This is a genomic window from Bradyrhizobium sp. HKCCYLS20291 (genome assembly GCF_051167715.1).
Classification (GTDB): domain Bacteria; phylum Pseudomonadota; class Alphaproteobacteria; order Rhizobiales; family Xanthobacteraceae; genus Bradyrhizobium.
Map to the genome: position 1 here is coordinate 35,850 of NZ_JBNPTO010000014.1, position 19,655 is coordinate 55,504.

The following is a 19,655-nucleotide window of genomic DNA, read 5'->3' on the forward strand; positions in this document are numbered from 1 at the left end:
TCGACCGCTCCGCGCCGTGTCCGTCAGTCCTTGACGTCGACGCCGTAGAAGCTGTGGCGGCCGAACGGCGACAGCTTGAAGTCGATCACGCGCTTGCTGACCGGCTTGAGCTGCACCGCATGGGCGATGGTGAACCACGGGGCTTGTTCCTTGAAGACCACCTGCGCCTCGCCGTACAGCTTGGTACGCTCGGCCTGGTCGCTGACCGTCTTGGCCTTCAGGACGAGATCGTCGAACGGCTTGTAGCAGAACTTGGCGACGTTGGAGCCGCCGGATTGTGCCGAGGCACAGCCCAGCAAGGTGTGCAGGAAATTGTCGGGGTCGCCGTTATCACCCGTCCAGCCGAGCATGCCCATCTGGTGCTCACCGGCCTGCATGCGCTTGCGGTATTCACCCCATTCGAACGACTTGATCTCGGCCTTGACGCCGATCTTGGCGAGGTCGGCCTGCATCAGCTCGGCGATGCGCTTGGCGTTCGGATTGTAGGGGCGCTGCACCGGCATGGCCCACAGATCTGTCTCCAGGCCGTTCGGAAATCCGGCCTCGGCGAGCAGCTTCTTGGCCGCCTCCGGATCATAGGGATCGTCCTTGACGGCGTCGTTGTAGGACCACATCGACGGCGGGATCGGGTTCTTCGCCGCGATGCCCGTCGACAAATAGACGGCGTCGATGATCGCCTTCTTGTTGATCGCCATGCTGATCGCCTTGCGCACGCGCACATCGTCGAACGGCTTCTTCTGAGTGTTGAACGCAAGGTAGCCGACGTTGAGACCGGGCTGCTCAAGCACCGTGACGTTCGGGTCCTTGCGGATCGCGTCGATGTCGGCGGGGTTCGGATAGGGCATCACATCGCATTCGCCCTTCTGCAGCTTGGCCCAGCGAACCGAGGAGTCCGGCGTGATCGCATAGACGAGATCGTCGATCTTGGCCTTGCCGCCCCAGAATTGCGGGAACGCCTTGTAGCGGATCACGGCGTCCTTCTGGTACTGCACCAGGTAGAACGGACCGGTGCCGATCGGATCCTGGTCGATCTTCTCGGGCGTGCCGGCCTTCAGCATCGCATCGGCATATTCCTTCGACTGGATCGCTGCGAACGGCATCGCGAGATCCGCCAGGAACGGGGCTTCCGGCTGGTTCAGGGTGATCTTGATCGTATAGTCATCGACCTTCTCGACCGACTTCAGCAGCTTTGGCATCGCCATGTCGCCGAAATAGGAATGGTTCGGACTGGTCACCTTGAAGTAGGGATTGTCCTCCTTCCACTGCCGCTCGATCGAGAACAGAATGTCGTCGGCGTTGAAGTCGCGCGTCGGCTTGAACGATTTCGAGGTCGAATGCCACTTCACGCCCTTGCGCAGATTGAAGGTGTAGGTGGTGCCATCCGGCGAGATCGTCCAGCTTTCGGCAAGGCCCGGCCCCACCTGGGTGCCGCCGCGCTCGAACTCGACGATGCGGTTGTAGATCGGCTCATTGCCGTCGAACGACGTTCCGGTCGTGTTGACGCCGGGATAGAAGTTCTCCGGGCTGCCTTCCGAGCAGAACACGAGGGTCTTGGCAACAGCCGACGGACTTGCCAGCAGCGCCGAGGCGCAGACGGCAACGAGCAGGTGATATCTGTTCACGGTTGGAACTCCAGGTGAGAACCGGCAACGCGCATGCGCCAGGGGCTGCATCGCGGCGTCCAAGCCGAGCTTGCTATCGGGTGTTGCCGCTGTCAACGCACCGGAAGATGGGGCGCACCGGCGCCTGCGCCGCGCGATGGCTGCGCTGCGCCATGCCGGCATTCCGAGGAGCCCGGAAGGGGAGCCTTGCTGCGTCACCATGCGTCGCAGCAAGGCTCGGGATCGATGGTCGTCACCGTCACCCTGCCGCCGGCGGGCGGCAGGGGGGCTGTTGGCTGCTTGCCGCGCCTACTTGCCCGGCAGCTTGTCGTCGACGCCCTTGACGTAGAAGTTCATGCCGAGGATCTGGCCGTCGGCGAGGTTGGCGCCGCCCTTGCACTCGACCTCCTTGCCGTCCTGGCCGATGACCGGGCACTTGAACGGATGCAGCTTGCCGGAGATGATCGCGGCCTGGGTCTCCTCCGCCATCTTCTTCACGTCGTCAGTCATGTTGGTGTAGGGCGCCATTTCGAACATCTTCGAGTCGAGCCCGCCCCAGGTGTCCTCCGACTTCCAGGTACCATCGAGCTCGGCCTTGACGCGCGCGATGTAGTACGGGGCCCAGGTGTCCAGGATCGACGTCAGCTGCGCCTTGGGACCGAACTTGATCATCTCGGAGTCCTGGCCGAAGGCGAGCTTGCCGCGCTCGGCTGCGACCTGCATCGCCGCCGGGCTGTCGGTGTGCTGCATGATGATGTCGGCGCCCTGGTCGAGCAGCGCCTTAGCGGCGTCGGCCTCCTTGCCCGGGTCGAACCAGGTGTTGACCCAGATGATCTTGACCTTGATGTTCGGATTGATCGACTGCGCGCCGAGCATCGTGGCGTTGATGCCGGAGACGACCTCGGGAATCGGGAACGAGCCGATATAGCCGAGCACGCCGGCCTTCGACATCTTGGCCGCGATCTGGCCCTGGATGTAGCGGCCCTGGTACCAGCGGCCCGAATAGGTCGACATGTTCTTGTCGCGCTTGTAGCCGGTGGCATGCTCGAAATGCACGTTCGGATACTTCTTGGCGACCTTCAAGGTCGGATCCATGTAGCCGAACGAGGTCGTGAAGATCAGCTTGTTGCCGGCGCGGACCAACTGCTCGATGGCGCGCTCGGAGTCCGGGCCTTCCGGCACGTTCTCCAGATAAGTCGTCTCGATCTTGTCGCCGAGCTCCTTGACCAGCGCCTGGCGGCCGAGCTCGTGCTGATAGGTCCAGCCGAGATCGCCGATCGGGCCGAGATAGATGAAGCCGACCTTCAGCTTGTCGGCGGCATGCGCCACGCCGGCGATGCTCCCCGCCAGCACCAGCGCGGCGGCAGCGCCCAGAAGCTTTTTCATCATCGTCAATATCTCCAAACAGCCAGGGGAAAACGCGGTGATCCCAAGCGTGCGCCCCATCGCAGGCGCTCGGGATGAAGTCGTCAACGATCCGGTACGAACACGGTGCCCAGCGCCGCCGGAGCGGTCGAGCCGCCGGTGCGCGCGCGGGACAGCAGCACCAGCACGATCACGGTGGCGAGATAGGGCAGCGCCGACATCAATTGCGAGGGAATGCCGACACCAGCGCCCTGCGCATGCAGCTGCAGGATCGTCACCGCGCCGAACAGGTAGGCGCCGATCACGAGCCGGCCGGGCCGCCAGGATGCGAACACCACGAGCGCCAGCGCGATCCAGCCGCGTCCGGCGGTCATGCCGGGGATGAAAAACGGCGTGTAGGCGAGCGGCAGATAGGCGCCGGCGAGCCCGGCGCAAGCGCCGCCGAACAGCACGGCCAGCAACCGGATGCGCAGGACGGGATAGCCGAGCGCGTGCGCGGACACGTGGTTGTCGCCGCAGGCGCGCAGCACGAGGCCTGCGCGGGTGCGGTAGAGGAACCACCAGACGGCGACGATCAAAGCGAGCGACAGATAGACGAAGGCGTCCTCGCCGAACAGGATGCGGCCGACCAGCGGAGTGTCGCTGAGACCGGGAATAGAGAGTTTCGGCGCGGTGGTGATGCGTTCGCCGACGAAGCGCGCGCCGATCAGCCCGGACAGGCCGATGCCGAGAATGGTCAGCGCCAGCCCTGTCGCGACCTGGTTCACCGCCAAGCCGAGCGTCATGAACGCGAAGATCAGCGACATCAGCATGCCGGCGACGATGCCGCACAGCGCGCCGACGATGATCGAGCCGGACAGCCACGCACCGCCGAAGCCGCAGGCGGCGCCGACGATCATCATGCCCTCGACGCCGAGGTTGAGGACGCCCGCGCGCTCGGTGACGAGCTCACCGGTTGCGGCCAGCAAGAGCGGCGTCGATGCGGCCAGCACCGACAGGATGATTGCTTCAACCAGCACCACTTTGCACCTGTCGCGACGCGAAGACGAGCTTGAAACGATAGAGGATGAGGGAGTCGCAGGCGAGCACGTAGAACAGCAGGATGCCCTGGAAGACCTTGGTGACGTCGAGCGGGATCTTCATCGTGATCTGGGCCTGCTCGCCGCCGATGAACGTCAGCGCAAGGAACAAACCTGCAATTAGTATTCCAATCGGATTGAGCCGGCCGAGAAAGGCGACGATGATTGCGGTGAAGCCGTAGCCCGGCGAGATCCCCGGTTGCAGATGCCCGATCGGTCCTGCCACCTCAATGATGCCGGCCAAGCCCGCCAGCGCGCCCGAGACGGCGAAGGTCAGCAGCACGAGCTGGTTGGCGTTGAAGCCGCCGAACCGCGCCGCGCGGGGCGCGACGCCGACGACGCGGATCTCAAAACCCTTGATGGTGCGGTCGAGCAGCACGAAGGCGGCGGCAACGACCACGAGCGCAATGATGCTGCCGAGATGCAGCCGGCCGCCCTCGATCAGCACCGGCACGGTGGCGACGGGATCGAACTCCGCCGTGGTCGGAAAGTTGAAGCCCGCCGGGTCGCGCCAGGGGCCGCGGACGAGGTAGTCGAGCAGCAGATCGGCGACATAGACCAGCATCAAGCTGGTGAGGATCTCGCTGGCGCCGAACTTCACACGGCACAGCGCAGGGATCAGCGCATAGAGCGCACCGGCGACGGCGCCGGCGATCAGCATGGCCGGCAGCACCCAATGACCCGCCTCGGTGCCCTGCGTCTTAACCGCGATCCAGCTGCCCGCGACGGCGCCGATCAGGAACTGGCCCTCGGCGCCGATATTCCAGGCGTTGGCGAGATAGCACAGCGACAGACCGATCGCGATCATCACCAGTGGTGTGGCTTTCACCGCGATCTCCTGCAGCGAATAACCGTCGGTCAGCGGCGCGACGAAGTAGACGCCGAGTGCGGTGAGCGGGTTCTTGCCCAGCACCGCGAACAGCACGCTCATGGTGATGAGCGTCAGCCCGATCGCGATCAGCGGCGAGACGAGGGCAATGCTGCGCGATCGCTCGGCGCGCTTCTCAAGCACCAGCTGCATGCGCGGCCTCCTTCTGCTCCAGACTGGCGCCGCCCATCAGCAGGCCGAGCTTTTCGCGCGTCGCCTCGGCGCGGGGAAGGGCCTCAGAGAGATGACCATGAAACATCACCGCGATCCGGTCGGCGATCTCGATCAGTTCGTCAAGATCCTGGCTGGTGACGAGCACGGCCGCACCGGAGCTGGCGAGATCGATCAGAGCCTGGCGGATGATTGCGGCGGCGCCGGCGTCCACGCCCCAGGTCGGCTGGTTCACGATCAGGACGGCCGGCGCGCGCAGGATCTCGCGGCCGACGACGAACTTCTGCAGATTGCCCCCGGACAGGCTCGCGGCCTCGGGATCGCGCTTGGCCTTGCGGACGTCGAACGTCTCGGTGGTGCGATCGACGGTTCGCAAGGTCGCCGCGGCATTGACGAAGCCGTGCCGGACCATCTCGCCGGCCGCGTGTCCCGTCAGCAGCGCGTTCTCGGACAGTTTCATGCGCGGCGCCGTGCCGTGCCCGAGCCGTTCCTCCGGCACGAAGGCCGCGCCCATCTTGCGCCGCTGGGTGATCGAGAGGTTGCCGCAGGCGAGACCGTCGATGATGATCGTGCTGGGCTCCTTGACGAGGCGCTCGCCGGAGAGCGCGGCGAACAGCTCGTCCTGCCCGTTGCCGGCGACGCCGGCGATGCCGAGGATCTCGCCGCCCTTCAGTTCGAACGAGATGTTCTGCAGCCGGACACCGTGCAACTCAGCCGGCGTCAGCGTGAGGTCGTTGACGACCAGCCGCGGCACCGTGGTGCGCCGCTCGGCCGGCGGTTTCACTTCCTTGATCTCGGTGCCCACCATCATGCGCGCCAGCGAGGCCGCGGTTTCGCGCTTCGGATTGCAGGTCGCGACCTTCTTGCCGCCGCGCAGGATGGTCGCGGTGTCGCAGAGGCGCTTCACCTCGTCGAGCTTGTGGCTGATGTAGAGGATGGCGCGGCCCTCGGCCTTGAGCCGCTCGAGCACGATGAACAGCTGGTCGGCCTCCTGCGGCGTCAGCACGGCGGTGGGCTCGTCCAGGATCAGGAATTTCGGGTTCTGCATCAGCGCGCGCACGATCTCGATGCGCTGCCGCTCGCCGACCGACAATTGCCAGACCTCGCGCTTCGGATCGAGCGGCAGACCGTAGTCGCGCGCGACGTCGGCGAGCCGCGCCGAGACAGCCTTGAACGGCTCCTTGCCGTCGAGGCCGAGCGCCACGTTTTCGGCGACCGTCAGGTTGTCGAACAGGGAGAAATGCTGGAACACCATCCCGATGCCCAGTGCACGCGCTTCGGCCGGGCCGGACAGCTTGATCGGTTTGCCCTGCCAGCGCAGTTCACCGGCGCTCGGCTGCACCAGTCCGTAGATTGTCTTGACCAGGGTCGACTTGCCGGCGCCGTTCTCACCGAGCAGTGCGTGGATCTCGCGCGGAAAGATGTCGATGTCGATCCTGTCATTGGCCAGGAAGTCGCCATAGCGCTTGGTCAGTCCGACCGTCCGCAGGAGCGGCGGCGTAGGACTGGAATTGGCCGGCGTAGGGTCAAGCATCGGCTGCGTCGCGGGCAGGAGAGGGAACTACCTCAATTGTGAGCTAATTTGCGGCGGCGCGTAAGAGGCGAAAAGCGCCATCCTGTGCCCAACACTTGCTCAAGCATGGATCGTGCAGACACCGCGCTCTGCAGCGCGCTCCGGGTTGCAGCGGCCTACCGTTGCGAGTGGCCGGTTTGAACAATCGGAAATGGCGTGTGGCACTTTTGTGACAGTATTTGGAAATCGATTGGCCGCAGCAGTCTGCCCGTTGGATGAGCAACGTCATTCCATGCCAGCTCCGACGCACCGCTCGCGATCGCGAGTGATCGCATCGATGCGCTGAAGCCCGATCGCGAACTTCCGAAAAACCTCAGCAATGTGAAGCGCCAAGGCGCATCGTTCGCAGGACCGTGGTCGCGGCGAATCGTCTCAGGTCGTGGAACCGTTTCAGGGCGCGCGCGATCCGCAATGCGGCGGAAGCTTGATGAAACCTCGGGCAAGGCCTGGAGAAAGTTGAGGCTTCTCGCGCCGAAGCAACGGCGCAACTGTGCAGGCAAGTCCGGAATCGGCGCTTGTCAATTGGGGGTGTTTGAAATGTCGTTACGTAAATCCATTGCTGCTGCCATCACGCTCGGCGCAGCTTTCCTTGGCACCGCTGGTGTAGCCACGGCAGCCGACCTGCCGGCGAAGGCGGTCGCCAAGAAGGCTCCGGCGGACCTGCCGTTCTTCCTCGTGGTCGATAACCGCGTCAGCTTCTCCTACATCTTCAATGCCCGCCAGCCGGGCGCCTGGTCCGGCAACGCCAACGCCGGCTTCAACGCCAACACCGCCAAGCAGGTCTACTCGTTCACCCATTTCGACGTCTGGGGCTACGGCACCAACTTCTTCACCATCTCGCTGTTCAAGTCTGACCACAACGATCCGGCCGGGCCGTGCACGCAGACCGGCGGCATCGTGTCACCGAACGCGGGCTTCGCCTTCACGCCCGCAAGCTGCGCCGGCGCGACCGAGATCTACGGTCTGTTCCGCTCGACCTTCGGCTGGAACCAGATCTTCAACACCAAGGCCTTCACGATGGGGCCGCTGCAGAACATCTCGTTCGAGGTGGGCATGGATGCCAACACCGAGAACCGCTATTTCGGCGCGGCCAAGCGCGACGTCGTCGCCGGTCTGCAGTTCGCGTTCAACCTGCCGTACAAGGGCTACTTCAACGTCGCGCCGTTGATGTACTGGGAGTTCGCCAATCACAACTCGTTCTCGCAGTGCGGCGCCGGCTGGTCGAACCCGTGCATCGCCGACGGCAATACGTCGTTCAAGCCCACCTGGGCGGTCGAGACCAACTACTACATGGACCTCGGCTTCATGCCCGAGAACATGCAGTTCTTCTCGATCTCGGGCCGCGCCGGCTGGTATGGCAAGAAGGGCACCGACACTGAGCCGCTCCCGGCCAGCGTCGCGAACGGCGTCTACCCGACCAAGATCGAGTTCAACTCGGAGCCGATCCGTCTGACCTTCGACGCCTCGAAGGCGATGTGGGGCGAGAAGCAGAGCCACATGATCGATGTCTGGGTGGCCTATCGCTACTGGCAGAACAAGTTCGGCCTCGACCACAACAACGCCGTCGGCTGCTCCGTCGCAGGTGCGGGTACGACGCGCATCTCGACCGGTGCGTGCACCGAATCGTCGCTGTATTCGGGCGTGACCGTCAAGTTCTGAGTTCGGTCGAACGACGCAAGGCGCCGCGGCCCGGTCGCGGCGCCTTTGTTATTTGTTCCAGACCCCCGCATGCAACGCGGCGGCTTCGTCCTCGAGCAGGGGGCCGACGGCCTCGGTTGAACGCTGGCCGCTTGCGAACACGTCGCGGCACGGCAGGTCGAGTGTCGGGTTCTCCGGATGATTGCCCGTCAAGTCGCGCAGCCGCCGCTCGCCGAGGCCATACACCACGCGTCCGATGCCCGCCCAGTAGATGGCGCCCGCGCACATGGCGCACGGTTCTGCCGACGAATACAGCGTGGCTGTCGCTCGGACCTCTGGCGTTATCGACGTGCAGGCCTGGGTCGCAGTCAGCCGCTCCGCATGAGCCGTGGCATCGTGTGTCGGCATGTAGCCGTTCTCGGCCTCGATCAGAATGCGGCCGTCGGCGGCTACCAGCACCGCTCCGAACGGGTGATTGCCACGAGCCATCGCGCGGCGCGCGACAGCGAAGCTGTGACGCAGGAAATCCACGTCGCGCTCGCGTGGATCGGCGAGCCTCTCTCCGTCTCTCGACTCATCCGGTCTCGTCATCAGCTCTGCCTCGTTGCGGATCGGGTGATCCTGCGCCCGCATGATCAACTCCGCAAGCGCATGGCGGAACCCGATGGCTGGAGACCGCGTTTCCCGGCCCACGACCAGCATGACACCAGGGCAGGCGAGATGGCGGCGAGTTCGGATTCCAGGATTGCCGTCTATGCCGCGCTCGTCGGCAATCTGCTCGTGGCCTCCACGAAGATTGCGGCTGCCGTCTGGACCGGCAGTTCGGCCATGATGAGCGAGGCCATCCACTCGGTCGTCGACACCTCCAACGAGCTGCTGCTGTTGTATGGCATCCATCGCGCAAGCCGGCCGCCCGACCGCGAACATCCGCTCGGCCACGGACGCGAGCTCTACTTCTGGAGCTTCATCGTTGCGCTGCTGCTGTTTGCGCTGGGCGCCGGCGTATCGCTGTACGAGGGCGTGGCGCATCTGATGCATCCGCAGCCAATCGAGGATCCGACGGTGAACTACATCGTGCTCGGTCTCTCCTTTATCTTCGAGGCAGGGTCGTGGTGGGTGGCGGTGCGGCGCTTTCGTGCGGCCGCTCCAGGCCTGTCGTATCTCGAAGCTTTCAGGCGCAGCAAGGATCCGCCGGCCTTCATGGTCGTCTTCGAGGACAGCGCGGCGCTGATCGGCATCGTGATTGCCGCTGCCGCCACCGCGGCGGCGGTCGCGTTCGAACAGCCGGCATGGGACGGCATCGGCTCGATCCTGATCGGATTGCTTCTGGCGGTCACCTCTATGGCGCTCGCGCGGGAGAGCAAGAGCCTCCTGATCGGCGAGCCTGCGGACCAAGAGCTGACACGTTCGGTCGTCGACATCGCGCGCACCAGGAAGGGCGTTGAATCGGCCAACGGCCTGCTCACCGTGCAATTATCGCCGAAGCAGGTCGTGGTGGCGCTCAGCATCGAGTTCGCCGATGATCTGCGCGCTGACGATATCGAGCACGCCGTCGTTGCGATCGAAGCCGAACTGCGCGCCCGGCATCCGATCATCGCGGCGTTGTTCGTCAAGCCACAGACCAGCCTTCGCTATCGGCAACTGCGCGAGCGCCAGCTCCTGGATCGCTCGGCGCCCGCATAGCGGCCTGTCGCCGCCGCGCGTCACCGATAGACGACGTCGTTTCGCGCAGAGGACAGCCGCACCTGCGCGCATGAAGCTGCCCCCTGACCGCTGCGTGTGATGCGAGGTCAAAGCGGCACTTTGCGGCTCGTTCCTATCCCTTCTCGGTCGCGACAAAGGGCGCGCTCGCGAGCACGATGACCAGCAGCGCGGCGAGCATCCAGAACGCAGCGGAAAGGCTGGTGGCGGCGGCGACGAAGCCGATGCCGGCCGGGCCGAGCAACACGCCGGAGTAGCCGGCAGTGGTGACGGCGGCGACCGCAAGCCCGACGGGCATCGCGGTCTGCGCGCCGGCCCTGCGGAACAGCACCGGGACCAGGTTGGAGGCGCCGAGTCCGATCAGGGCAAAGCCTGCCATGGCGGCGACAAGGGAGGGAACCGCGAGCAGGACGATGAAGCCGGCAATCGTGATGGCGCTGCCCCACAGCAAGGTCGCGCGATCGCCGATCCGCGCCACGACGGCGTCGCCGACCAGCCGCCCGGTCGTCATCGCGATCGAGAACATGATGTAGCCAAGTCCCGCTTGAGCCGTGGGGAGACGGCCTGAGCCGGTCAGCAGCAATGCGCCCCAGTCGAGCATCGCTCCCTCGACCAGGAACATGATGGCGGCGAGCGCTGCGAGCAACATCACTGCGCCGTGCGGCAGCACGAGCAGTGGTCCGGACTGCGCCGGCTTGCCGGCCAGCAGCCGCGGCGCCGTGACGATCATCGCGACCAAGGCGAGCGCGCTGCAGGCGAGCGTTCCCGGCAGCGGCGCGACGTCGAAGGCGAGCAGCGCGGTCATGGCGCCGGACCCGGCAAAGCCGCCGATGCTGAACTGGGCGTGGAAGCCGGACATCAGCGTCCGCTCGCTCAACCGTTCGACTTCGATCGCCTGGATGTTCACGGCAACGTCGAGCGAGCCGAGCGCCGCGCCAAAGACGAACAGCGCGACCGCCAGCGTAGCTGGCGTCGCGGCGATCGTCAGCGGAGGCAGCAGGAGACCGAGCGCGATACCGCTGACGATGACGACCGGTTTGCTGCCATAGCGGGCGCTCAGAAGTCCGGCCGCCAGCATCGATGCGACCGAGCCGACGCCGAGCGAGAGCAGCAACAGCCCCAGCGTTGCGTCGTCCACGCCGAGCCGCTGCTTGGCGAACGGCACCAGAGGCGCCCAGCAGGCGAGGCCGAAGCCGGCCACGAAAAAGGCCAGGCGGGTCGCGAGCCGCGCCGCGCGAAGGTCGGAGAATGCCATGGATGATCCGGACGCAGAGAGGTCACGCCCGATGGGCCTGCCTAGAGAGAGGGAGGAGGCGCGGGGCAGCTTTGCAACGCGGCAACCGGCTTGAACGGCGGACGGCGATCAAAGCCCATGCCGCGCTTGTCGGCTTGACCTATCATGCCTATACGGCTGACGTCACCCAAAGCGACGCTTGACGGTGTCGCAGCCCGGACGCAGAGGAACGATGAACCCGGCAGACAAGTCCAAGACGGCCTTTGTTGCCGTCGACTGGGGAACCTCCAGCTTCCGAGCCTGGCTGATGGCCAGCGACGGGACGGAGCTCGCCGAGAGCCGCGGCAGCGAGGGCATGCTGCACTGTGCGACATCCGGCTTCGCGCCGGTGCTGCGTGCGCATCTGGCGAAGCTCGGGGCGCCGGCAGATACTCCGGTGCTGATCTGCGGCATGGCCGGCGCGCGGCAAGGCTGGGTCGAGGCGCCCTATCTGCACACGCCGACCCGGCTCGACGCATTGCACGCAGGCGCCATCCGTGTCGACACGGACGGCGATGTCAGAATTCTGCCCGGGCTCGCCCAGGCGCGGCCGGATCAGCCGGACGTGATGCGCGGCGAGGAGACGCAGCTTCTCGGCGTTACCGAGCCGGACTTCACCGGCGTCGTCTGCATTCCCGGGACGCACAGCAAGTGGATCCGGATCGACAACGGTGCCGTGGCAGAGTTCGCGACCTACATGACCGGCGAGCTGTTCGCGGTCGTCTCCGAGCACAGCATCCTGAAGCACGCCGTCGAGCCGGCTGCTGCAGAGGACAACACTGCCTTCGCGTCGGGGCTGGCCACGGCGTTGTCCTCACCGACGAGCCTGACCAGCGCGCTGTTCCGGCTTCGTGCGGCGCAGTTGCTGGGCTACGAGCAGCGGCCCGGAGGAGCCGCAAGATTGTCGGGACTTCTGATCGGCAGCGAGATCGCCGATGCGCGCGCGCGGTTCGGCGTGAATGTTCCGCTCAGGCTGATCGCAGCGGGCCGGCTCGGTGGTTTGTATCGTGAGGCTCTGGCTGCAAGCGGGTTCAATGCAAGTGAATGCGATGCCGAGCAGGCGTCGCGCCGCGGTCTGATCAAGGCCGCCCGGCAGATCTGGGGAGCGCGTTTCTGACATGACACAGTCCGTGGCCTGGCCCTCCGTCAAGCGGTCGCTCGTGGCGATCCTGCGCGGTATCAAGCCCGATGAGGCCGAGGGGATCGTCGAGGTCCTGATCGAAGCCGGCTTAGAGATGATCGAGGTCCCGCTCAACTCGCCGGATCCGTTCCGGTCCATCGAGCGCCTCGCCACCCGCTTCGGCAAGGACTGCCTGATCGGTGCTGGAACGGTGGTGAACGCGCCGGATTGCGTGCGGGTCGCCGAGGCCGGCGGGCGCCTGATGGTCAGCCCCAATGTCGATGCGGAAGTGCTGGCGACGGCGCAGGCCTACGACATGGTGACGATGCCCGGCGTGCTGTCGCCGACCGAAGCGTTTCTCGCCCTGCGCTGCGGCGCCTCGGCACTGAAATATTTTCCAGCCTCCGTGCTCGGACCGTCGGGCATCGCTGCGCAACTGGCCGTGCTGCCGAAGGGCGTCGTGGTCGGGGCTGTCGGTGGCGTATCCGACGCAAATCTCGGCAGCTATGTCGCCGCTGGTGTGCGCGCCTTCGGTCTCGGCTCGAGCCTGTACAAGCCGGGCATGGCCGCGAGCGACGTGCGCAAGACCGCGTCGGCCTCGGTGCTTGCCTACGATGCGGCAATCGCGGCTGCAGGTTGAGAGCAGCGCCGTCGGCGCCATCATCGCGGCCACGGTGGTCTGGCGGTCATAACGGCCCGCACATCTGCGGGCCGTTTCGTTGTCGATCAATCTCAGCCGCGACTCATCAGCTTGCCGCGGCGTTGATCTCCGGCGAGCCGCTCTGGTCCGCAGGCTGCGTGAACGCCTGCAGCGCTTCGGCCATCTGCGCGCGGCCGCCGGCGCTGGTGATGACGACGTCGACCATCGTGAACGACGAGTGGAAATGGCCGCGCGCTTTGAGCTGGCCGACCGGCACCCCGGCAGCCGCAAGCGCTTCTGCGTAAGCGACGCCCTCGTCGCGCAGCGGATCGAACTCGCAGGTGACGATGTAGGCCGGCGGCAGGTCCTGCAGCTTGCCGCGCAGCGGCGACACGCGCGGATCGGTCCGATCGGCCGGCGAGCAGTAGATGTCCCAGAACCAGAACATTAGGCCGCGGGTCAGGAAGTAGCCGGCCGCGTTCTCGGTGTAGGACGGGCGATCGAAGCTGCAATCGGTGACCGGGCACACCAAGAGCTGGCCGCCGATCGCCGGTCCGCCGCGGTCGCGCGCCAATTGGCAGGTGACGGCGGCGATGTTGCCGCCCGCGCTCCATCCGGCGACCAGCACCGGTCCCTCGCGGCCGCCGAGCTCGGCCGCGTGCTCGGCGACCCACTTGGCCGCAGCGTAGCCATCCTCGGCCGCATCCGGGAAGCGATGCTCCGGCGCGTGGCGGTAGTTCACGCTGACGAAGATCATGTTGGAGCGGCGGCACATGTCGCGGCAGAACGGATCATCCGACTGCTCGTCGCCGAGCACCCAGCCGCCGCCATGGAAATACACCACGATCGGATGCGGGCCGGGCGTCGCCGGCCGGTAGAGGCGATAGGCCAGGGGACCCTCGGCGCCTTGCAGCGTGCCGTCCTTGACCTCGCCCACCGGGCGGCCCGGCGGCCGGGCCTTGTTGAATTCGGCGACGAAGTCGCGTGCGCCTTGCGCGCCCATCGACTCGATCGGCGGCAGGTTCATCTCGGTGAGCATGTTGAGCACCAGCCGGACATCCGGCTGCAGCCTGACGATCTCGCCGTCGTTGCACTGGGTCAGTCCGTTCGGACCGGTCAGCTTGAAGCCGAGCATGCCGCGGCTGACGATCTCGTTGCAGATGCCGCGATAGGGACCGACGCCGCCGGTATAGGGCATCAGCGCCTGCGGCTTGCCCGGTACGTTGGCGCCCGTGTACCAGGTGTTGGCGAGCCGATGCAGCGTCACCGTGGCGCAGTCCGCCATGTGGCGCGACCAGCCGGCTTGCGCGGTCTCCGTCGGCTCGATCGTGGTGAAGCCGGCCTCGCGCAGCGCCGCCAGCCGATCGACCACGAAGTCGACATGCTGCTCGATCGACACCGCCATGTTCGACAGCACCGATGGGCTGCCCGGGCCGGTGATCAGGAACAGATTCGGGAAGCCCGCGACGGTGAGACCGAGATAGGTCTCCGGGCCATCAGCCCAGCTGTCATCGAGCGACTTGCCGCCGCGTCCCTTGATCGGGTGCACGGCGCGGATCGCGCCGGTCATGGCGTCGAAGCCGGTGGCGAACACGATGACATCGACATCGAAGCTGCGCTTGTCGGTCTTGATGCTGTTGGCGGTGATGGACGCAATCGGCTCCTTGCGCAGGTTGACCAGGGTGACGTTCGGGCGGTTGAACGTCGCATAGTAGTTCGTGTCCAGGCACGGCCGCTTGGCGCCGAATGGATGATCGTGAGGCGTGAGCGCCTCCGCCGTCTCGGGATCCTTGACGACGTCGCGGATCTTCTCGCGCAGCAGGTCGGCGGCCAGGGCGTTGCCATCGGCATCGACGCCCTGGTCGGCCCACAGCTGGGTCAGCATGCCGACGAGATCGCCCGCGGCCCACAGCTTCTCGAAGCGCTCGCGGCGCTCCGCCTCGCTCATCGCCCAGCTGAATTCGGCGGCCGGCGGGATCGGCACCCCGGTCATCGACCAGCGCGCCTGCTCGCGCAAGCCGTTGCGATCCTGCGCCAGCTGCGCGGCGCGATCCGCCGGCAACTGGCCGTTATGCGCCGGCAGAGCGAAGTTCGGCGTGCGCTGGAACACGGTCAGTTGCGCGGCCTGTTCGGCGATGATCGGGATCGACTGGATGCCGGACGAGCCGGTGCCGATCACGGCGACGCGCTTGCCGCGGAGATCTACGCCGTCATGCGGCCAGCGGCTGGTGAAGTAGATCTCGCCCTTGAAGTCGTGCACGCCGTCGATCTCCGGCGGCTTCGGCTGCGACAGGCAGCCGGTCGCCATGATGTAGTGGCGGCAGGAGACGGCAGGGCCGTTGTCGGTGGTGAGCAGCCAGCGCTCCCCAGTTTCATCCCAGGACGCGCCGAGCACGCGGGTGCCGAAGCGGATGTCGCGGCGCAGATCGTAGCGATCGGCAACGAAGCCGAGATAGCGTAGGATCTCCGGCTGGGTGGCGTATTTCTCCGACCACTGCCAGGCGGTCTCGAGCTCGGGATCGAAGGTGTAGCTGTAATCGACGGTCTGGATGTCGCAGCGCGCGCCGGGATAGCGGTTCCAGTACCAGGTGCCGCCGACATCGTGGGCGGTGTCGAGTGCGACAGCCGAGAATCCCGCCTTCCGCAGCCGATGCAGCAGGTACAATCCCGCGAATCCAGCGCCGACGACGGCGACGTCCACCGTCTGGGTTTCGCTCTGAGTCGATTCCTGCGCGCGTGCCTCGACCAATCCGTCTGACATGCCGACCTCCCGATGATTTTGTGATTGCCGGAAAGGCTAGCTCTGCTCGTGTGGTTTGTCAGCACACAAAACAACGATCTGCGGTTGTTGCGCCGCACGAGACTGCGTGAATCCGGTATGCCAGGCGCTGGTTTTGCATTGCAGCTGAAAACGTTGCTGCGGAGTGGACAAGACCCTGAGAAAGCGACAGAAAGCGCTTCTGCTGCGTCGCATTCACCAAGTTTCAACGCATCCCGACTGTAACAACCGCTACACTCCGCCACATCCACGACTTGAATCAGGCCAGGCCCATGCCGCTCTCGCTGCCCAAGCAAAAGATCCGCGTTCTGCTCCTGGAGGGCGTGAACGACTCGGCCGTCCGCATGTTCGAGGCCAACGGCTATACCGAGGTCGAACGGCTGCCCAAGGCGCTCGGCTCGGCCGAGCTGAAGCGGATGCTGTCCGGCGTGCACATGCTCGGCATCCGCTCGCGCACCAACCTGACCGCGGACGTGCTGCAGGCCGCCGACCGGCTGATGGCGGTGGGCTGCTTCTCGGTCGGTACCAACCAGGTCGATCTCGATGCCGCCAAGCGGCTCGGCATCCCCGTCTTCAACGCGCCCTATTCGAACACGCGCAGCGTCGCCGAGCTGACCATCGCGGAGGTCGTGATGCTGATGCGGCGAATCTTCCCGCGCTCGGTGTCGGCGCATGCCGGCGGCTGGGACAAGTCGGCCAACGGCAGCCGCGAGGTGCGCGGCAAGACGCTCGGCATCATCGGTTACGGCAACATCGGCTCGCAGCTGTCGAACCTCGCCGAGGCCATGGGCATGCGGGTGATCTTCTTCGATCTGACCGACAAGCTCCGCCACGGCAACACCGAGCCGGCCGACAGCCTCGACGAACTGCTGGCGACGAGCGACGTGGTGTCGCTGCACGTGCCGGAGACGCCGGCGACCGCCAACATGATCGGCGAGCGCCAGATCCGGCAGATGAAGGACGGCGCCTACCTGATCAACAATTCGCGCGGCACGGTGGTCGACATCGAGGCGCTGGCGAGCGCGCTGCGCGACGGCAAGCTGTCGGGCGCGGCCGTCGACGTGTTTCCGGTCGAGCCGGCCTCGAACGCCGATCCGTTCGTCTCTGCACTGCAGGGCCTGCCCAACGTGATCCTGACCCCACATGTCGGCGGCTCCACCGAGGAGGCGCAGGATCGCATCGGCGGCGAGGTCGCGCGCAAGCTGATCGATTATTCCGACGTCGGCTCGACCTTCGGCGCGGTGAACTTCCCGCAGGTGCAGTTGCCGGCGCGCCCGACCGGCACCCGCTTCATCCACGTCCATCGCAACGTCCCCGGCGTGCTGCGCCAGGTCAACGAGGCGGTGGCGCGGCACAACATCAACATCCTCGCGCAATACCTGCAGACCGATCCGGAAGTTGGTTACGTCGTGCTCGAAACCGACGTGGTCGGCGGTGAGGGCGAGGAGCTGCTATCAGAGCTGCGCGCGGTCGAAGGCACGATCCGCGTGCGCGTGCTGTACGATCACGATCGGCCGTGACGGGATGGAGGCCGTGCGATGACTGCCCAGGCTCCATCGTCTCCAGCCTCTTCGGTCGAGCTGAGCACGACGGTGCCGGCGCGCGTGCTGCGGCATGATCCGCAATACGGCATGTCGACGCTGTTCTTTGCCGATGGTGAGCTTCGCGTGCCGATGGTCGATGCCGCCGTCGATGCCGGCGTCTCCGTGACCATCGAGGCGCGCGACGTCTCGATCGCGCTGTCGCGTCCGATGGACGTTTCGATCACCAACCGGCTGCCGGGTCGCATCGAGCAGATCCTGCCGCTGGATCCGCCTTACGTGCGCGTCACCTTTGATCTCGGCGCGACCAGGCTGCATGCCCTGGTGACGCTCGAGTCCGTCGAGCGGCTGGCGCTGGAGCCGGATCTCTCCGCCTGGGCGATGATCAAGAGCGTCGCGATCGGGCCCGGCGCGGTTCGGCCTTCGGAGCTGCCTCGGCCGCGCCGCTGGCCCGCTTCTGATAGCGGGGATCCGTAGCCTTCAGCAACTCGCCCAGCGCGGCCGCCGTGGCGGTGCGCGTGCGCCGCTCCATCGAGCGGTACAGCGCAATCAGCCGCTCGCCGAACGGCGTGATCTCTGCGCCGCCGCCGCGGCGGCCGGGATGGGTCTCGAACACCGGCGTCTCGAAGGTGCGGTTGAGCGCATCCACCATCAGCCAGCATTTGCGGTAGGAGATGCCGCTCGCGCGGGCTGCGCCCAGGATCGAGCGCTCCTTGCGGATATAGTCGATCAGCAGCAGATCCTCCGGCGACAGGCTCCCGCCATTGCCGAAACTGATGGTCAATGCGATCTGAGCTTCGCGCTTCATCCCATTCCGATCCGCTCGCGTTGAGCGCCGATCATGTCACGTGCGTAGCGTGATGTCACCCGTCGGTCGGACCACGCCTCGATCCAGCCGGGGCCGCGCGCGACATCGACCGGAACGCATTCGGCGAACGGGCCTGCAAAGCGCGCCCACGCCTCCATCATCGCGGGCGATACTGCCGTGATGATGGGAAGCCCGGCCGAGATCGCCGCGCCGAACGCGTCGGCCAGGCCGCCGCCCGCCGCTTCCTGCTTGCCGAACTTGCTGAGGATGACGACGTCAGTGCCGCTGATGATCGACTGTTGCACGGCGGCGCAGGCAAGCGCGAGACCTTCCGGATCGAGGTTGCAAGCGAGCGATCCCGGACCGAGATCCTGCGAGATCGAGAACACACGTCCATCATCGAGGCTGCGCAGCATCATCGCCTTGCACGGCCTAGCCTTGTCCGCACTGCCCTCGATCACGCCGGACACGCGCAATCCTGTGTCTGCAAGGCGGACCGCGAATTCGCCGAGCAGATCCTGAATGACAGTGGATGCAGCGCCCTGCAGCGCCACGATCCGACTCGGTCCGATCTCAGCTTGACCCATGACAATCCTCCTTACACGTTGGCGGAGACGCGGCCCGCCTTCCGACCGGTTTGCATGATCTTCTGAACGGCCGATACGACGCTGGCCGCGATCGATTGCCCTCGCTCGTCCATGCCGGTCCAGGCGGCGGCACGGCCGCGCGGATCGATCTCGAGCAGCTTGACGTTGGCCGGCACGCGCAAACCGTCACGCGCGATGCCGCGCAGCGCGCCGTCGAGCGGCGACAGCACCGGCGTGCCGCCGAGCGAGCCCAGCTGCAGCCCCTTGTAGACGCGCGTGCCGATGTCGAGCGGCGTGTGCCAGACGGCCTCCTGGTCCGAATAGACAAAGCGCTCGCGACCGGCGCCGCCGAGATCGCGCGCCTTGCCGTCGGCATTGCGCGTGGTGCCCTGGGCCACGATCGCGCCGGTCTCGCATGGATGCGTCTCGATCGCGACGTCGCAATTGTGCCCGATCGCGAAGCGCGGCCCGACGCCGACCGCAATGCCTGCGACGCCGCGCAGGTCCGGCGTGACGACGTGTTTCTGCATGCGGGCGTCGACGATCACAGCCGGATAGCGGTATGCGATGATATCGGTGAGATGCATCCCGGTCACGGCGACCTGGTCGGACTCGCGGTGAATGCGCACGACATCCGCGATGCTCTCGGCGCGCGCGCCGGTCACACCGTCGAGTTCGCGAGCCTCGCCGAACAGCACGTCATGAAATGCCATGCCGCGGCGGATCGCCGGCGGAAAGGCGTCATGGCAGAGCACAATCGCAAACCGGGATTGGCTGAGCTTCGCCGCGACGGCGGAGGCGATCTCGTTGGTGCCCAGCACCAGCGCAAGCGGCTTGGGCGCGTTCGGATGCCAGGTGACGGCGGCGGCTCTCATGCTCATGACCTCGCGTTGCGAGATCGGATTAGCAAG

General features: G+C 66.1%; 17 protein-coding genes. 6 read left to right on the forward strand and 11 right to left on the reverse strand.

Features of this window, described 5'->3' with window-relative positions:
• Positions 1-23 precede the first annotated feature (23 nt).
• The 5 genes from ACQR07_RS26255 to ACQR07_RS26275 all read right to left on the reverse strand — a co-directional run bounded on the left by ACQR07_RS26255 (position 24) and on the right by ACQR07_RS26275 (position 6,618).
• A complete protein-coding gene (locus ACQR07_RS26255) occupies positions 24-1,622 on the reverse strand; it encodes an ABC transporter substrate-binding protein (protein WP_434905020.1) in 1,599 nt (532 codons plus the stop codon).
• A gap of 288 nt (positions 1,623-1,910) precedes the next feature.
• On the reverse strand, positions 1,911-2,990 hold the full coding sequence (locus ACQR07_RS26260) for a BMP family ABC transporter substrate-binding protein (RefSeq protein ID WP_434905021.1): 1,080 nt from the start codon (positions 2,988-2,990) through the stop codon (positions 1,911-1,913).
• An 80-nt stretch (positions 2,991-3,070) separates the two neighbouring features.
• The gene (locus ACQR07_RS26265) at positions 3,071-3,988 is read right to left on the reverse strand and encodes an ABC transporter permease (RefSeq protein WP_434905022.1); all 918 of its coding nucleotides are present in this window, start codon (positions 3,986-3,988) and stop codon (positions 3,071-3,073) included.
• Complete coding sequence (locus tag ACQR07_RS26270; protein WP_434868750.1) at positions 3,975-5,066, reverse strand: ABC transporter permease; 1,092 nt, start codon at positions 5,064-5,066, stop codon at positions 3,975-3,977. Before ACQR07_RS26270 ends, ACQR07_RS26265 begins: the two co-directional genes overlap by 14 nt.
• On the reverse strand, positions 5,050-6,618 hold the full coding sequence (locus tag ACQR07_RS26275) for an ABC transporter ATP-binding protein (protein ID WP_434905023.1): 1,569 nt from the start codon (positions 6,616-6,618) through the stop codon (positions 5,050-5,052). The genes ACQR07_RS26270 and ACQR07_RS26275 overlap by 17 nt, the downstream gene beginning before the upstream one ends.
• A 576-nt stretch (positions 6,619-7,194) precedes the next feature.
• Here ACQR07_RS26275 and ACQR07_RS26280 point away from each other — a divergent pair.
• Positions 7,195-8,316 (forward strand): hypothetical protein, encoded by a 1,122-nt coding sequence (locus ACQR07_RS26280; protein ID WP_434905024.1) that lies wholly within the window; start codon positions 7,195-7,197, stop codon positions 8,314-8,316.
• 48 nt (positions 8,317-8,364) lie between these two features.
• Here ACQR07_RS26280 and ACQR07_RS26285 read toward each other — a convergent pair whose 3' ends face one another.
• Positions 8,365-8,784 carry a nucleoside deaminase gene (locus ACQR07_RS26285; protein WP_434905165.1) on the reverse strand — a complete coding sequence of 140 codons (420 nt, stop codon included), beginning with the start codon at positions 8,782-8,784 and terminating at the stop codon, positions 8,365-8,367.
• Positions 8,785-9,015: 231 nt separating this feature from the next.
• On the opposite strand from ACQR07_RS26285, the gene ACQR07_RS26290 reads away from it, so the two are divergent.
• Positions 9,016-9,978 carry a cation diffusion facilitator family transporter gene (locus ACQR07_RS26290; RefSeq protein WP_434905025.1) on the forward strand — a complete coding sequence of 321 codons (963 nt, stop codon included), beginning with the start codon at positions 9,016-9,018 and terminating at the stop codon, positions 9,976-9,978.
• 133 nt (positions 9,979-10,111) lie between these two features.
• Here ACQR07_RS26290 and ACQR07_RS26295 read toward each other — a convergent pair whose 3' ends face one another.
• Entirely contained in the window at positions 10,112-11,251 is a 1,140-nt protein-coding gene (locus tag ACQR07_RS26295; protein WP_434905026.1) for an MFS transporter, read from the reverse strand.
• Between the two features lie 211 nt (positions 11,252-11,462).
• Between ACQR07_RS26295 and ACQR07_RS26300 the strand changes: the two genes are divergently transcribed.
• Complete coding sequence (locus ACQR07_RS26300) at positions 11,463-12,386, forward strand: 2-dehydro-3-deoxygalactonokinase (protein WP_434905027.1); 924 nt, start codon at positions 11,463-11,465, stop codon at positions 12,384-12,386.
• A 1-nt stretch (position 12,387) separates the two neighbouring features.
• Positions 12,388-13,029, forward strand: a complete 642-nt coding sequence (locus ACQR07_RS26305; protein WP_434905028.1) for a 2-dehydro-3-deoxy-6-phosphogalactonate aldolase — start codon at positions 12,388-12,390, stop codon at positions 13,027-13,029.
• Positions 13,030-13,135: 106 nt separating this feature from the next.
• On the opposite strand, the gene ACQR07_RS26310 is transcribed toward ACQR07_RS26305, so the two are convergent.
• Positions 13,136-15,790, reverse strand: a complete 2,655-nt coding sequence (locus ACQR07_RS26310; RefSeq protein WP_434905029.1) for a flavin-containing monooxygenase — start codon at positions 15,788-15,790, stop codon at positions 13,136-13,138.
• A 290-nt stretch (positions 15,791-16,080) separates the two neighbouring features.
• On the opposite strand from ACQR07_RS26310, the gene serA reads away from it, so the two are divergent.
• Positions 16,081-17,328 (forward strand): phosphoglycerate dehydrogenase, encoded by a 1,248-nt coding sequence (gene serA / locus ACQR07_RS26315; protein ID WP_434905030.1) that lies wholly within the window; start codon positions 16,081-16,083, stop codon positions 17,326-17,328.
• A gap of 18 nt (positions 17,329-17,346) precedes the next feature.
• Positions 17,347-17,826 carry a TOBE domain-containing protein gene (locus tag ACQR07_RS26320; RefSeq protein ID WP_434905031.1) on the forward strand — a complete coding sequence of 160 codons (480 nt, stop codon included), beginning with the start codon at positions 17,347-17,349 and terminating at the stop codon, positions 17,824-17,826.
• Here ACQR07_RS26320 and ACQR07_RS26325 read toward each other — a convergent pair.
• From ACQR07_RS26325 to ACQR07_RS26335, 3 genes are read right to left on the reverse strand one after another with little or no spacing between them, the layout of a single operon-like run.
• Positions 17,735-18,157, reverse strand: a complete 423-nt coding sequence (locus tag ACQR07_RS26325) for a winged helix-turn-helix domain-containing protein (protein WP_434905032.1) — start codon at positions 18,155-18,157, stop codon at positions 17,735-17,737. The genes ACQR07_RS26320 and ACQR07_RS26325 overlap by 92 nt on opposite strands.
• Positions 18,154-18,744 carry a DUF2478 domain-containing protein gene (locus ACQR07_RS26330; RefSeq protein ID WP_434905033.1) on the reverse strand — a complete coding sequence of 197 codons (591 nt, stop codon included), beginning with the start codon at positions 18,742-18,744 and terminating at the stop codon, positions 18,154-18,156. The genes ACQR07_RS26325 and ACQR07_RS26330 overlap by 4 nt, the downstream gene beginning before the upstream one ends.
• An 11-nt stretch (positions 18,745-18,755) precedes the next feature.
• Positions 18,756-19,619: a xanthine dehydrogenase gene (locus tag ACQR07_RS26335; protein WP_434905166.1), complete on the reverse strand. Its 864-nt coding sequence runs from the start codon at positions 19,617-19,619 to the stop codon at positions 18,756-18,758.
• Positions 19,620-19,655: the final 36 nt, after the last annotated feature.